Source organism: endosymbiont of Acanthamoeba sp. UWC8, assembly GCF_000730245.1.
Classification (GTDB): domain Bacteria; phylum Pseudomonadota; class Alphaproteobacteria; order Rickettsiales; family Midichloriaceae; genus Jidaibacter.
In genome coordinates, this window is sequence record NZ_CP004403.1 from 482834 (window position 1) to 497005 (window position 14172).

Genomic DNA, 14172 nt, shown 5'->3' on the forward strand with positions numbered 1-14172 from the left:
TTTAATTACCCCCCCTGTTTACAAATTGATAAATTTTTATAATTTTATTTTTAAGCTCATCGGTTAACCTATGCTCAACCACCTTACTTCTACTAATACATGCATGAATTAATGAAAAATTATCTGTGCTATAATCTGCAATAATTCCTAAATGGTATGAATTCGGCAAACCTTGAAATAAAACAATATTGCCTAAATTTAGAAAATTAGTTTCCTCTAAGTGTTGCGTTAACTCCTTTTTTAAATATTGCGTTCCATCAAATATAGAATAGTTTAAAATATCATAATCTTTAATTAACCCGCCTTGCTTAGAATAGATGGTAAGAGATTCTGCAATACCTATAATAAGGCCTATACAATCCACTCCTATTCCCTTTTTTTCTTCCTTGTAGATGGAAGGGAGTGTTTAAAAAGCTTCGAGCTTCAGCTACTATTCTTGCATTTATTGTTATCATGGTTATATTTTCAAAAAAAATTAGTTGGTTGATATGAGTTGGTTAGAAAGAATTAAAAAAGGCCTAAGCAAAACCTCAGGCAATATAACATCAAGCATAACTAGTATATTCACTACTAAAAAACTTGATGAGCAGACTTTAGAAGAGCTTGAAGAACTCTTAATCATGTCGGACATGGGGGTAAAAGTCGCAAGCGGTCTTATCCAAAGTTTAAAAAAAGATAAATTTCAAAAAGATATTACTGAAGAAGAAGTTAAAACTTATCTTGCAGATAAAATAGCAAATATAGTTTCTCCCTTTGCTAAAGAGCTGCAATTTACATGTAAACCACAAGTTATATTAGTATGCGGAGTAAACGGCAGCGGTAAAACTACTACTATCGGCAAAATTGCCAATAAGCTGAAAAATGAAGGAAAAACGGTTTTACTTGCAGCTTGTGATACCTTTCGAGCGGCCGCCGATCTTCAACTTAAAGTTTGGGCTGAACGCGCAGGATGCGAACTAATTCAAGGAGAACCGGGAGCAGACCCTGCAAGCGTTGCATATAAAGCTTTAGAAAAAGCAACTACCGAACAAGTCGATGTTTTATTAATCGATACTGCGGGACGTCTGCAAAATAAAAAAAACCTCATGGAAGAACTCGCTAAAATTATTAAAGTTATTAAAAATTAAATCCTGAAGCTCCGCATGACACATTGCTTGTTCTGGATGCATGCGTCGGGCAGAATGCTATCTCTCAGGTTGAAATATTTAAAGAAGTAGTAAACATTACCGGACTTATAGTTACTAAATTGGATGGTACTGCTAAAGCCGGCATATTGGTTGCAATCGCTCAAAAGTTTGCTACTCCTGTTCATTTAATTGGAGTAGGAGAGAAAATCGAGGACTTAGATCAATTTGATGCTAAAGCATTTAGTAAAAGCTTATTCGGCTTAGAATAAGTCTTATTTATTTACCTTAAAAATATTATTTCTTTAATTTAAAAGTAATATTTAAAATTTATTTATTTAATTAAAATATACTTTGTTTGTATAGTATAAGCTATAATTTCGCATTTATGGAAGTCTTCTCTTATAAAAACAATAAAAATACAAATAATATTAACTAAATATTAACATATTTACTTTACATTTATATAAGCAATTTAAAATGGAAGGCAATAATGGGATTATTAGAAGAGTTAAATGCTAAAAAAGGGAAGTTAAATAAAACCTCTGAAAGAAGCAAAGAAGTAGAGATTAAAGAAACGGAAAAAACTTTTAGTGAAAAAAAGCATCTCTTGGGAAAGTTGCTGTTAAAAGTAAAAAACTGGAGATAGTAGAAAAAGAAGTTTTTCAGAAAGAGATCGATGATGCCTACAAAGAATGCCAAAATAACACACGACCTTTAGAAAAGTTAAAAAATACATTGCAAGAAGATCTTCTATTTATAACTAATACTCTTAACCATTTAAATAAAAGCGGCAAACTCACCCCTCAAAAAGAGCTGGAATACAATAAATATAAAGAAAACCTCCAGGCAAGAAAATTATATGTAGATAAAAAGATTGCTCAATTTAAAATTGAAAACAGTATAATTCTTGAGCAAAATACATTGAAAGATAATATTTCTAGAAAACTTGATGATATTACATTAGAAGATGCTCAAGCTTTAAAATCAATGTTTGACCAAGGTAAAGCAATTTCCTCAATGGTGATAACAGAAACTGGAAACGCCAAAGATGCAACTGAAAATGAAGATCGTTCTGCATTATTATCAGCAATTCAAGGTTTTAATAAAGGAAAGTTAAGAAAGGCATCCCACCAAGAAACCAACCGGCCTCAAAAACCTGGTAAGGAGCCTGAGTTATCCATTTCTCAAAAGTTAGGCTCAATGAAAAATCCTTATGAAGACGTATTGGAACTTAGAGAAAAAACCGCAGAACTCAAACTAAATTTGAAAACTACAAAAGAGCTCAAAGATATTAAAATTAAAATTACTGATCTTTCCGTGCAATTGATGAAAGAAATCTCTTTTGCTAAAAAGAAAGGGGTGAATAAAGAAATTATAGATGCAAAGCAAGCACAAATTCATGAGCTTGGGAAAGTATCAAAAGTTGTAAATAATATGATCGCTGATAGACGTGAGGCGGATAGAGAAAAATCTGATATAGCATTGGAAATAAAAAAGCATATTGAAAAGCTTAATATAAATGATCTAAGTGCAATGAATAGATTGCTGGGCAATATCGGTAATAGAAAACTAAGCGAGATGATTGATAAAGACGGGAAGCAACAATATAAGGAAGAATCTTTAGCTTCTACTAAGACAACTTCCAAAAACGAAAAGAATACACATTTAACCGAGCAACAAAAGAGAAGCAAACAAGAACATAAAGATATGAAGCTTGCTAAGAAGCTCCAGCAAGAGGAATCAGATTATGAACTGGCTTTAACACTTCAGAAAAAAGAAGATAAAAAACTTGCTAAAAAATTAGATACACAAGAAAAAGATGAACACCTAGCACGTAACCTCCAGGAAAAGCAGGATAGAAAATTAGCGGAAAGCTTAGGTACTGTATCAAATAAAACAAAAATCAGCCATAAAGCACACTCACCGGTAAATAAAGATAACATACATTATGTTAAGAATACCCAAAAATCTTCGCAAGAATCTAACCACTTGCAGCCGGAAAATTTTCCCGGTAGCTTTTCAATATTACAACATTTTTATAAGCTGATAGAAAATATAATTGATTTAATTTATCCAAAAGTACAAATAGAAGATAAAGTTAGTAAGAATCCGGTAAATAGCTTTAAAACAGCTGTAAAAAATAATGAAAGGCAAGATGATAAACCGCTTTCACGTTAAAACAAAAAATTAAATTATTAATTTATATGCTATTAATCTCCCCCTATTTCCAAGCTTTTTTATAAAAGTTATTCATATTTGTATATAATAACTAAACAAAGTTTATATACTTTCTCTTGAGCAGGCTTTTAAAACTTGTTAACATTGCTCGAATTTTAATTTTAAGAGTTAGTAATGATCAAGAAAAATATATTTCGTATTATTATAGCCTGTATGGTGCTTTATCTAGGAGTTATGGGCTATATTTACTTAAATCAAAGAACGTTATTATATCATCCCGAGCAGGAAATGATCGGTTTAGAAAGTTATAACATGCCAGGCACCGAAGAAATATTTTTAACTACCAAAGACGGAGTTAAAATTCAAGCATGGTATAAAAAACCGGATACGGGTAAAGAAATGGTAATATTTTACCATGGTAATTCCGGACATATCCCGCAAAGGATAGATAAATTGAAAGAATTAAATGCAATGGGTTATGGATTTATTATTCCTGCCTGGAGGGGATTCGGGAAGAGTGAAGGCTTTCCGACCGAAAAAGGAATCCTTAATGATGCGGAAGCAACTATTGAATTTATTAAAAAAGAAGGCTATGACCTCAAAAAAGTTATTGTTATAGGAGAATCTTTGGGAACTGGGGTCGCCACTCAAATGGCTGCTAAGCATGAATTTAAAGGTTTACTGTTAATTACTCCTTATACAACTATTCAAGATAGAGCCAGTGAAATATATTTTTATATTCCGGTTAAATATTTACTCAAAGATAACTTTGATACTATTAACAATATATCAAAAGTTAAGGTTCCGGTAATTATTATTCATGGTGATAATGATGAAATTATTCCACATACTCACTCATTAAAAATTATAGAAAAAGTAAATGAGCCGAAAAAGTTGATTATTTATCCGGGTATAAACCATACTAACTATGATTCAAAAACAGTGTTTACTGAAATGAGAAACTTCTTTAAAAGTTTAGAAAAAGATACTGAGGTAGAAGTTGATCAAGAGTGATTTAGCAATAATAGGTGCCGGTCCCGTCGGGCTTTTTACAGCCTTTCAAGCCGGCATGCTTGGCTTAAAATCAATAATTATTGATTCGTTGGAATTTATGGGCGGCCAGTGTGCTGCTCTATATCCTGAGAAACCAATTTATGATATTCCCGGTTTTGAACACATTTCAGGCTTGGAACTTATTGAAAACCTTTATCGCCAGGCAAAACCTTTTAATCCTCACCTGCTGCTTAACAACACGGTTAGTCATATAAGCAGGGAAAACGGCAGATGGCGGTTAAAAACTTCTCAAGATATGGAAATTGAAGTTTCCGCAATCATTATTGCAGCCGGCGGCGGCGCTTTTGGTGCGAATAAACCTCCGCTTGAAAATATAGAAAGTTTTGAAGGTAAAAGCGTTTTCTATATGGTAGGAAAAATGGAGGATTTTAGGGATAAAACGGTTGTGATAGCCGGAGGCGGTGATTCAGCCGTTGATTGGACAATTATACTTTCGAGTATTGCTAAAAAGGTTTATGTAGTACATAGAAGGGATAAATTCAGAGCTTTACCTGAGAATATAAACAAAATGCATGAAATATCCAAGACAGGTAAAATTGAATTTGTAATTCCTTATCAGTTAAAGGCACTGCATGGAGAGAACGGTTATCTGAAAGAAATTGAAGTTATTGATTTAGATAATAATGTAAGAACTATTGAAGCGGATATACTCTTACCCTTTTTCGGGCTTGCAATGGAGCTTGGAGCAATTGCCGATTGGGGGTTAAATTTTGATAAAAAACATATAGCGGTTGACCCGGTAAATATGACTACAAACTTAGAGAATATCTATGCAGTCGGTGATGTAGCCACCTATAAAGGAAAATTGAAATTAATCCTAACCGGTTTCTCGGAAGCAGCGTTGGCTTGCCACTCAGTCTATTCTGTGGTATATCCGAATAAGCCTTTACATTTTGAATATTCCACAACTAAGGGCATACCAAAAATATAAAAAATATTAAGAGAATATGATTTTATGGCTAATTGCCAAATTATAGATGGTAGAAAGATAGCAGAAGAATATTATGCATGGCTTAAAGCTGATGTGGATTATTTAAAGGAAAAACACCATCTTACTCCCGGGCTTGCAGTAATTTTGGTAGGTGATGACCCGTCAAGCATAGTTTATGTGAATCATAAGTTAAGAAGAGCAAAGGAAATCGGTATAAATATTTTTGAATACCCCCTGCCTGAGAAAATTTCTTCTAAAGTACTAATTGCAAAAATTGAACATTTAAATAATGATCATCGCGTACACGGTATTTTACTGCAACTTCCCCTCCCCGGCCATTTAGATTCTCATGAGATAATCAATTATATTGATTCCGAAAAAGATGTAGACGGTTTTACAATCAAGAATATCGGATTACTCAGCTCATGGCGGGATTGCCTTGAACCGTGTACACCAAAAGGCGTGCTTATCCTTTTAAAGCGCATATTCGGAGAAGACTTATCAGGAAAAAAAGCTGCCGTGATCGGTAGATCCATGATTGTCGGTAGGCCGATGGCTATGATGTTACTTAAAGAAAACTGTACGGTAACCGTTTTACATTCAAAGTCTGAGAATATTGAAGAAGAGTGCAAACGAGCCGATATTTTAATTTCTGCAACCGGTAACCCCGGAATGTTGAAGGCAAGCTGGGTTAAAGAAGGAGCATGTGTTATTGATGTCGGGATAGTAAGAAGAGAGGGAAAACTTTACGGAGATGTGGATTTTGATGAGGTAAAACAAGTCGCCGGCTATTTAACTCCGGTTCCCGGCGGAGTAGGCCCTATGACTGTTGCTTGTATGCTCGGCAATACAATTAAAGCTGCATGTGCTCAAAAAAAGATATCGCTTGATAAAGAAAAAAATGAAAAATAGATTAAAAACACTTTTGCGTTGCTTTTATAAAGCAATATATAACACTGTGTATCACGAAGGGGTTGAGCATGCGGGTTACATGGCATTTTTACTGATGCTGACTATTTTTCCAACCCTTGTATTTTTTGTCGCTCTAGTCGGGTTTTTCGGCAAGCAGAACTTATCTGAACTATTAGTTAATTTAATTCTTGAAAGCTCATGGGCTAATTTTATTGAAGCTTTAAAACCGAGGATTATTGAAATTACCTCCAGTCCTCCACAAAGTTTACTTACTATTGCGATTATAAGTGCACTCTGGACTGCTTCTTCTATATTTGAGGGGTTACGTACTATTTTAAATAAAGCTTATAAGATAACTACAACAGCTACCTATTTAAAAAGACGTCTGATAAGTTTTCTGGAATTTGCCGGCTTAATGATGATAACTATTATTTTACTGGTTACCTTGTTAATCGTGCCTTGGATATGGAATTATGTATATATGTTTGTAGAAATTTACGATAACCCGCTGATTAATTTTATAGGTAAACCGACACATATGCTCCGTTACCTGATTTTAATCTTATTCGGCTTTATACTTGTTTCCGGGCTTTATTATTATTTACCAAATAGAAAGATGAAATTCACCCTGACATTTCCAGGTACTGTTTCAGTGCTCTTAGGATGGGCAATATCTTCAGCGTTATTTAGGTTATATTTAAGCTACTTTCCTTCAATTAATATAATTTATGGGAGTATTGCAGGTGTAATAATCGCTCTGCTCTACTTTTATATATGTAGCTTAATATTCATTTTCGGGGCTGAATTTAATTATCAGGTTGAGAAAAATTTCGGATTAAATGTTAACTTATATACCAAAGATAAGAATAAAGTTTAATTTTTTAAACTTAGATAAATAAAAAATTGAATAATGAAAGCTTCATTACTAATTATAATATTTATTTAATATAGTTATGTTATAATACTAAGCTAAATTAACTATTAAATAATCTTTATCTAATACCATGAAAGAAAACATAAAAAATACCTCACGAAATAACTTTAATGCGACCGATATACAACCGGATTTAATCTCAAGCATTAAAGATGCTAATGAAGAAGTTGCCAAACAACTTTTAGAGCAGGTCGGCTCCACATATTCAGAGTATATAAAGAATAAGGCATTAAGGCTTGCAATTCAATACAATATGGCTGAAATAGTGAATATTTTAATTAATAAAGGTGCTGACATTAATGCAACCGATAATAGGGCTAATACTCCCTTAATGTTTGCAGCCGAAGGAGAAGATATTAAAAGTGTTGAATTACTTTTAAGTAAAGGTGCTGATATTAATGCTCGAAATAGCGATGGTAATACTGCTTTAATGTTAACCGTAGAAGTTGATATAGCCGAATTCCTTATCCGAAAAGGTGCTGATATAAATATTGAAAATAATCAACATAGAACTGCCTTAAATATTGCGATCGAGAATGAGAAAATAGCTATTATGGAGCTACTTATAAAAAAAGAGGCTAAAGTAAATATGATTGCTCCGATATCGCACCAAAATAAAAATTTTTCATATTCTATCCACCAAGGCGGTAATAAAAGTTGGGTAAATATGATAGGCAGAGAAAATGAAATTAAACTACGTAATTTATAATTTAAAAAAAAATATTAGTTTTAAAATAGCCGTGAACTAATAGTAAGAAGTGTTTATAATATGATCACAATAAAAAAAGCTCACTATTCTTAAATAAAAACAGTGAGCTAAATTTTTATAATTTTAATATTAATTAATTTAAGGCCATACCTATTCTGCATGCAGATGAGGTAGTTGTCATATTATAATACCCGGTTGCCGATGCAACACAAGCACCCACTGCTGCTCCGTTTCCGTCAAGAGATCTTACAATTCCAGAAGTCCCACCAACAAAATTTCCGCTTGCATCACTTCCCGCATCATCCATTTTCTGGTCAATACTCCATGCACTGTCAGGAGTGAGTATCCCGGTAAGCAAAGTATCAGATGCGAGCGGCGCCCCTAAAAACACTGCATTGGTTGTTGAAGAAAATGGTGTAATATTACCGGCCATTATATATCCTCCTCCGCTTATTTTACTAGCCGGAGCATTTGTTCCTATAGCAGTTGTAGTTGCAGTAACAGCGACAATATTAGCATTCAACATACCGGCCAGTTGCAGGTGCTTCCATGCTTTGTTAACTTCATTATTAGTAGTTGAAGCATTATCGTAGTTGATTACTCCGTTATTATTCCCCACACAAATTGCAGAAGATGCAGCACAGTTAGTGTTCCAAAGGTAGTATGCGGTATCCATATCTCCCGGAACTTTACTGTATTTGCTCAAAAAGTTATTATATGTTGTTGCGTATTGTTGAAAATCAGTAATTACTGAACGTAATTGCGCCTGCTTTATAAGATTATTACCGGCAGATACCCCCGCAATTAAAAATCCTATAATAACTAACACTATTGAAAGCTCTACAAGCGTAAAACCTTTTTGATTTAATAAATTCTTATTAACGTCTTTCATACCCTCTCCCAAAGTATTTCCTAGTAGTATACTTTAATTAAAATATAGAGATAATAACTTTGCAAGCAAAATATCAAATTATCTGCGAAAAACTCTAATATTTCTTAATCTATATTTCTTACCGGTTTATAATCTCATTTTCCCTAACCCTTCCAATGGATTTAAAAAATGCTCCATTGTTAAAAAATTTTAAAAATGATGCTAGCTTTTTTATTTTTATATGCTATAAACTTTTTTGGATGTTCCTCGGTAGCTCAGTGGTAGAGCAAGCGGCTGTTAACCGCTTGGTCGCTGGTTCGAATCCGGCCCGGGGAGCCATCTTTTGTTAATAAGTGCTAGCTTTGGGTATATTAATGGCACTAATAGTCAGTTGGAATATCAATTCAGTCAAATCTCGTCTCTTACATCTGATAAAGTTTATTGAAGCTAATCAACCTGATGTTTTATTACTTCAGGAAATCAAATGTGAAAAGCATAACTTTCCTTTTCTGGAACTTGAAGAACTCGGTTATAATATAGCAGTACATGGGCAAAAATCTTATAATGGAGTAGCAATATTAAGTAAGTCTCCTATTGAAGATATTTTCATTGATCTTATTACAGAACCTGATTTTAAAGAGCATGCCAGGTATATAGAGTGCTTTACCCGGGTACACGGGTTAAACTTAAGAGTTGCTTCAGTATATGTTCCTCAGGGCACTGAAGTTGATTCGGAAAGGTTTGCTTTTAAGCTTAGATTTTATAAAGCTTTGGAAAAACGTTATCGGCAGATAATGATACAGGATGAAATGTTGGTTGCAGGGGGAGATTATAACGTTGCGCCTGAAAATATGGATGTTTACGACCCGAAAAAGTTAGGCGGAAGCCTAGGTTTTCATTTAGAGGAAAGAAAATCGTTTAGATCACTTTTAAATATGGGAATGAAAGACTCATTTAGAGTGCTTAATCCGCTTAGCCATGAGTATAGCTGGTGGGATTACAGAAGCAGCGGATGGCAGCATAATAAGGGCATGCGTATAGATCAAATTTTGGTTTCCCCCAATGTTGCAAATCATTTACAAAGTGCCGGCGTTTATTCCGAAGTGAGAGGATGGGAAAAAGCTTCCGATCACGCTCCTATTTTTTGCAAGCTTACTAATTTATAATATATAATATTAATGCTTTTTAGAGCGGGTATTCTGCAGCTTATTTATCTCTACTTCAGATAATCCGGTAGCTTTGGAGATAAATAATATACTTTCCCCCATATTAAGCATATTTAAGGCGACTTGACGCATACCTTGCTGCATGCCTCTTTCCATTCCCTGCTGCATACCTTTTTCGATTCCTTGTTGTACGCCTTTCTCTATAAGTCTATCCGCAATAGTCATAATATCTCTCCTTCCTTCTTCGGTTACCGCCTCTTTAAACGCCTCTATTATCTCTTCGGCTCTTTCACTTTCACCAGCTTCTACAGTATACCACAAAATGTCAATTATGTAATTACTATCTTTTTCGCTTATCTCTCTAAGCAGCGGTCGGATACTTTGCAAAAACGGTAAAATGTCGCGTGCGAATATCCTCTTCATTACATATTCCATTACTCCCGACCACACTCTTTTTCTCAGCTCATCATCTTCTATCTTTTGCACCTCTATGAGTTGGAATGGGTCATTATATATTTGCTTTGCAAGAGAGGGGTCGTCAAATAAGCTCCATAAATCAAGTGGAGCAGTATATTTTTCCAGCCCCGCATAAAATATCATCGGGTATACAAACGGCAAATGCTTGGCTTTAGGGTTCTTTTTTAAGTGCTTATCACAAATGTGAAGCATATATTTATACAACCTAAACGGCATCCAGTAATCAGGCTTACTTTGATGCTCGACCAATAAATAGAAATACCCTTTCTCTTCACCGAAGTTTACTGAAAAGAGAATATCTACCATCCCCTTACCTAAGCTGTTATCCAGGAAATTTTCACTCTCGGGTTTCAAAGGTATTCAGGTTAACTTTATTTCTTATTTCTTTAGGTAAATGTGCTTCAAAGAACTCTTTTGCTACCCTCGGGTTAGCCATTGCTTTCTTGAAAAAAACATCATGCGGTTGGTTATTACTTACTTTCTTGACGGGCATTTCGGCTAATTGGCTTTTCAAATATACCTAATATAAAGCTTTAATAATCGCAAGCTTTTATATGGATACTTTTTTAAAGAGAATGCGCTACAGTAAAGTTTTTACCGAACACCCTTTCCGTCCACTCAGCCACTACGCGTTCTTTAACCGAAGCTAATATATTTTCCGGATAGGATTTATCTCTTTCAGAGTGTTTAAAACACATATTAACAATATGAGTAATTATCTCAGGCGGTATTTTATATATCGGAGTTAGTTGATTAGCTTTAGCAAACTCTTCACCTTCTTCACTAGTACGGTTTTTATACAATGGATAATACAATAAAATAGCAGCAACTCCACCCTCGGTAATCTTCCCCTTCACCATCATTTCTCTTTCTTTTAAGTAAAAATAAGCACTATCCGCATTGATATGTTCCATATCAAGCTTTTTCGGGTTCAACACAACCTCACGACTTCTTATAATGATATTTTTATTTTTTTCATCAATAAGATGAGCATAGTTAATGTAAAACTCATGACTTAAGGAAGAAAAAAATCTTACTGCGTTTATTTCATTTGAAAGATACATTTTTAAAACACTCTCGTTTTTCTTAATATTACAATTCATAAGATTAACTGATGCTAAATATGCGAAATAATGATTATATTCAATATCATTATATGCTGTTAGTTGAGCCATAATATATTCGATACCTACTTTACCGCTTAGCCTTAAATCTTCTAAATAGCTAAACCGCTTAGTATCTAATGCTATAAAAGCTAAGTTATGTAAGTCAGGTATTTTACTTAAAAGTTTATCAGCATAGCCGTAGTCTCCTATATTAATAGCGCAAAATGCAGCATATTCAACACCTCCCCCATGCTTTAGCAGGAAATCCGTTTCTTCCTCTAAACCATTTTGAGCAAATTTTTCAATTGCTGAATTAATAATATTTTTGAAATTAAAGCTTTTAATGCTTTTCAACCCGTTTACCAGTAGATTATCTCCGTCTATGGCAGCCTTCATTAGGATCAACAAATACTTGTCTTGGGTTTCATCCAGAATTTTTCTTCTGATTATCTCTTTGCTAACTTTTCTCTCCTTGCTATTCTCAACAAACACTATGTGATCAGAAGTTTTGCTCTCTATAAAATTAGGATTTGAAATGCATAAAGTGCTTTCAGACATTGCATTTTGCTTCATAATATTGATATTGTTATTTTCCCCTTACTAACACCGTATATTAAAAAAATACCGCCTGTAAAGTTATTTAAATAGAATGCTTTCTTCCAGCTTTTGAATTTGATCCCTTATCTCAGCTGCTTTTTCAAACTCAAGTTCAGCTGCAAACTTAAGCATTTCTTTATGTAGTTTTTGAATTTTAGACTTAATTTTTTCAGGGCTCTCAAGCTTCCCTTCAGTCTCAATCGTTAAATGATCATGCTCATAAACGCTTTCAATTATATCTCTAATTGATTTTTTAATAGTTTGCGGAGTAATTCCATGTTCCTCATTATACTGCTGCTGTATCTTCCTTCTTCTTTCAGTTTCTCCCATAGCCCGCTTAATTGATTCGGTAAGTTTATCGGCATAAAGAATAGCTCTGCCTTCTACGTTTCTTGCCGCTCTACCGATAGTTTGGATAAGTGAAGTTTCCGAACGTAAAAAACCTTCTTTATCAGCATCAAGAATAGCAACTAAGGAGCACTCAGGGATATCCAACCCTTCCCTTAGCAAGTTAACCCCAACTAAAACATCATAAATACCTTTTCTAAGGTCTCTGATAATTTCCACACGCTCAATGGTGTCAATATCAGAGTGCAAATAAACCGCTTTAATTCCGATATCGGTTAAATATTCGGTCAAATTCTCGGACATCTTTTTGGTAAGTGTCGTGACCAGAACTCTTTCTCCTTTTTCTACTGCATTCCTACACTCATTTAATAAATCATCTACTTGGGTTTCAACCGGCTTCATCGTGCATATCGGGTCTATAAGTCCGGTCGGCCTGATCACCTGTTCGGCAAATTCTCCGTTTGTATATTTCAATTCAAGCTTTCCGGGAGTGGCTGAAACAAATATGGTTTGCGGTCGCATTGAATCCCATTCGGCAAAAGTAAGCGGCCGATTATCTAAAGCCGAAGGTAATCTAAACCCGTATTCAACCAAAACATTTTTACGAGCCCGATCCCCGTTAAACATTCCGCCCACCTGGGGCACGGTTACATGACTTTCATCAACGAACAATAATGCATTAGAGGGTAAATATTCAAATAATGTCGGCGGCGGCTGCCCTGCTCCTCTACCGGAAAGATATCTGGAATAATTTTCAATACCCTTGCAGCTTCCCGATTCAATCATCATCTCAAGATCAAACTTAGTGCGCTCTTCAATGCGCTGTGCTTCGATTAATCTATTGTGCTCGCGAAACCATTCCACACGCTTGCGCATTTCTTCTTTTATAAACTTAATCGATTGCTCGAGGGTTGGCCTTGGAGTAACATAGTGGCTATTAGCAAATACAGTAATTTCTTCCAGGTCTTTAATCTTTTCTCCCGTTAACGGATCAAATTCATAAATTTTTTCTACATCATCACCGAACAAGCTTATTCTCCATGCTCTATCCTGATAATGTGAAGGAAAAATATCTAAATTATCTCCCCTTGCTCTAAATGTACCGCGCTTAAAATCTATATCATTACGCTGATATTGCAAGTCTACCAGTTTCCTCATAATACCGTTGCGATCAACCTTAGTATTCTTTTCAATTTTAAAAGTCATTTGAAGATAGAGTTCAGGCGAACCGAGACCGTATATACATGAGACGGAGGCAACTACAATTGCATCTTTACGCTCTAAAAGCGCCCTGGTTGCGGAATGCCTGAGTAGATCAATCCTTTCATTAATCTGCGCATCTTTTTCGATAAAAACATCTTTATTTGCTATATATGCTTCAGGTTGATAATAATCATAATATGAAACAAAATATTCAACCGCATTATTGGGGAAAAAGCTTTTCATCTCCGAATATAGCTGAGCCGCCAGAGTTTTATTATGCGCCATAATAAGAGCCGGTTTTCCGGTTCTTGCAATAAGATGCGCCATGGTAAAAGTTTTACCGGAGCCCGTTACACCAAGTAACACCTGATCTTTTTTATTAGCTTTGATCCCCCGTTCGAGCATATCAATTGCTCTTGGTTGATCCCCTGCAGGTTGATAGCTTGATTGTAAATCAAATATGCTCATTATCTTTTAAAAAAAAGAGTTATAATTAAAAAATTTCCTGCTTGTTTATAACATGAATACTTTTTTATATA

General features: G+C 34.6%; 16 protein-coding genes and 1 tRNA gene. 11 read left to right on the plus strand and 6 right to left on the minus strand.

Annotated elements, in window-relative coordinates:
- Position 1: 1 nt before the first annotated feature.
- Entirely contained in the window at positions 2–364 is a 363-nt protein-coding gene (locus I862_RS02320) for a hypothetical protein (protein WP_038538527.1), read from the minus strand.
- A 124-nt stretch (positions 365–488) separates the two neighbouring features.
- Between I862_RS02320 and I862_RS02325 the strand changes: the two genes are divergently transcribed.
- The 9 genes from I862_RS02325 to I862_RS02355 all read left to right on the plus strand — a co-directional run bounded on the left by I862_RS02325 (position 489) and on the right by I862_RS02355 (position 7865).
- Positions 489–1127: a signal recognition particle receptor subunit alpha gene (locus tag I862_RS02325; RefSeq protein WP_199398818.1), complete on the plus strand. Its 639-nt coding sequence runs from the start codon at positions 489–491 to the stop codon at positions 1125–1127.
- A gap of 23 nt (positions 1128–1150) precedes the next feature.
- Positions 1151–1396 (plus strand): P-loop NTPase family protein, encoded by a 246-nt coding sequence (locus I862_RS08690; RefSeq protein ID WP_199398819.1) that lies wholly within the window; start codon positions 1151–1153, stop codon positions 1394–1396.
- Positions 1397–1617: 221 nt separating this feature from the next.
- Positions 1618–1773 (plus strand): hypothetical protein, encoded by a 156-nt coding sequence (locus I862_RS08380; RefSeq protein WP_158499251.1) that lies wholly within the window; start codon positions 1618–1620, stop codon positions 1771–1773.
- 89 nt (positions 1774–1862) lie between these two features.
- Complete coding sequence (locus I862_RS02330) at positions 1863–3305, plus strand: WH2 domain-containing protein (RefSeq protein ID WP_038538529.1); 1443 nt, start codon at positions 1863–1865, stop codon at positions 3303–3305.
- A 174-nt stretch (positions 3306–3479) separates the two neighbouring features.
- A complete protein-coding gene (locus tag I862_RS02335; protein WP_084173767.1) occupies positions 3480–4319 on the plus strand; it encodes an alpha/beta hydrolase in 840 nt (279 codons plus the stop codon).
- The gene (locus I862_RS02340) at positions 4306–5310 is read left to right on the plus strand and encodes an NAD(P)/FAD-dependent oxidoreductase (protein WP_038538535.1); all 1005 of its coding nucleotides are present in this window, start codon (positions 4306–4308) and stop codon (positions 5308–5310) included. Before I862_RS02335 ends, I862_RS02340 begins: the two co-directional genes overlap by 14 nt.
- A 24-nt stretch (positions 5311–5334) precedes the next feature.
- Positions 5335–6222 (plus strand): bifunctional 5,10-methylenetetrahydrofolate dehydrogenase/5,10-methenyltetrahydrofolate cyclohydrolase, encoded by an 888-nt coding sequence (locus I862_RS02345; protein WP_038538538.1) that lies wholly within the window; start codon positions 5335–5337, stop codon positions 6220–6222.
- Entirely contained in the window at positions 6212–7099 is an 888-nt protein-coding gene (locus tag I862_RS02350) for a YihY/virulence factor BrkB family protein (protein WP_052646329.1), read from the plus strand. The genes I862_RS02345 and I862_RS02350 overlap by 11 nt, the downstream gene beginning before the upstream one ends.
- Positions 7100–7226: 127 nt before the next feature.
- On the plus strand, positions 7227–7865 hold the full coding sequence (locus I862_RS02355) for an ankyrin repeat domain-containing protein (RefSeq protein WP_038538541.1): 639 nt from the start codon (positions 7227–7229) through the stop codon (positions 7863–7865).
- A gap of 133 nt (positions 7866–7998) precedes the next feature.
- Here I862_RS02355 and I862_RS02360 read toward each other — a convergent pair whose 3' ends face one another.
- A complete protein-coding gene (locus I862_RS02360) occupies positions 7999–8757 on the minus strand; it encodes a type II secretion system protein (protein WP_038538543.1) in 759 nt (252 codons plus the stop codon).
- A gap of 243 nt (positions 8758–9000) precedes the next feature.
- Between I862_RS02360 and I862_RS02365 the strand changes: the two genes are divergently transcribed.
- Together I862_RS02365 and xth are read left to right on the plus strand one after the other, a co-directional pair.
- Positions 9001–9075, plus strand: a tRNA-Asn gene (locus I862_RS02365).
- Positions 9076–9110: 35 nt separating this feature from the next.
- Positions 9111–9902 carry an exodeoxyribonuclease III gene (gene xth / locus I862_RS02370; RefSeq protein ID WP_038538546.1) on the plus strand — a complete coding sequence of 264 codons (792 nt, stop codon included), beginning with the start codon at positions 9111–9113 and terminating at the stop codon, positions 9900–9902.
- Between the two features lie 9 nt (positions 9903–9911).
- On the opposite strand, the gene I862_RS02375 is transcribed toward xth, so the two are convergent.
- From I862_RS02375 to uvrB, 4 genes are all read right to left on the minus strand, one after another.
- Complete coding sequence (locus I862_RS02375; RefSeq protein WP_158499252.1) at positions 9912–10733, minus strand: Rpn family recombination-promoting nuclease/putative transposase; 822 nt, start codon at positions 10731–10733, stop codon at positions 9912–9914.
- Positions 10717–10893: an Rpn family recombination-promoting nuclease/putative transposase gene (locus I862_RS08255; protein WP_148299467.1), complete on the minus strand. Its 177-nt coding sequence runs from the start codon at positions 10891–10893 to the stop codon at positions 10717–10719. Before I862_RS08255 ends, I862_RS02375 begins: the two co-directional genes overlap by 17 nt.
- 52 nt (positions 10894–10945) lie before the next feature.
- Complete coding sequence (locus I862_RS02380) at positions 10946–12043, minus strand: hypothetical protein (protein ID WP_158499253.1); 1098 nt, start codon at positions 12041–12043, stop codon at positions 10946–10948.
- 78 nt (positions 12044–12121) lie between these two features.
- Positions 12122–14101, minus strand: coding sequence for an excinuclease ABC subunit UvrB (gene uvrB / locus I862_RS02385; RefSeq protein ID WP_052646331.1), 1980 nt, complete (start codon positions 14099–14101; stop codon positions 12122–12124).
- Positions 14102–14172 lie beyond the last annotated feature (71 nt).

Bases quoted from the DNA above. Each gene is read 5' to 3' on its own strand.
- I862_RS02325 (WP_199398818.1), top strand. From the start codon at position 489: ATGAGTTGGTTAGAAAGAATTAAAAAAGGCCTAAGCAAAACCTCAGGC.
- I862_RS08380 (WP_158499251.1), top strand. From the start codon at position 1,618: ATGGGATTATTAGAAGAGTTAAATGCTAAAAAAGGGAAGTTAAATAAA.
- I862_RS02335 (WP_084173767.1), top strand. From the start codon at position 3,480: ATGATCAAGAAAAATATATTTCGTATTATTATAGCCTGTATGGTGCTT.
- I862_RS02345 (WP_038538538.1), top strand. From the start codon at position 5,335: ATGGCTAATTGCCAAATTATAGATGGTAGAAAGATAGCAGAAGAATAT.
- I862_RS02350 (WP_052646329.1), top strand. From the start codon at position 6,212: ATGAAAAATAGATTAAAAACACTTTTGCGTTGCTTTTATAAAGCAATA.
- I862_RS02355 (WP_038538541.1), top strand. From the start codon at position 7,227: ATGAAAGAAAACATAAAAAATACCTCACGAAATAACTTTAATGCGACC.
- I862_RS02360 (WP_038538543.1), bottom strand. From the start codon at position 8,757: ATGAAAGACGTTAATAAGAATTTATTAAATCAAAAAGGTTTTACGCTT.
- xth (WP_038538546.1), top strand. From the start codon at position 9,111: ATGGCACTAATAGTCAGTTGGAATATCAATTCAGTCAAATCTCGTCTC.
- I862_RS02380 (WP_158499253.1), bottom strand. From the start codon at position 12,043: ATGTCTGAAAGCACTTTATGCATTTCAAATCCTAATTTTATAGAGAGC.
- uvrB (WP_052646331.1), bottom strand. From the start codon at position 14,101: ATGAGCATATTTGATTTACAATCAAGCTATCAACCTGCAGGGGATCAA.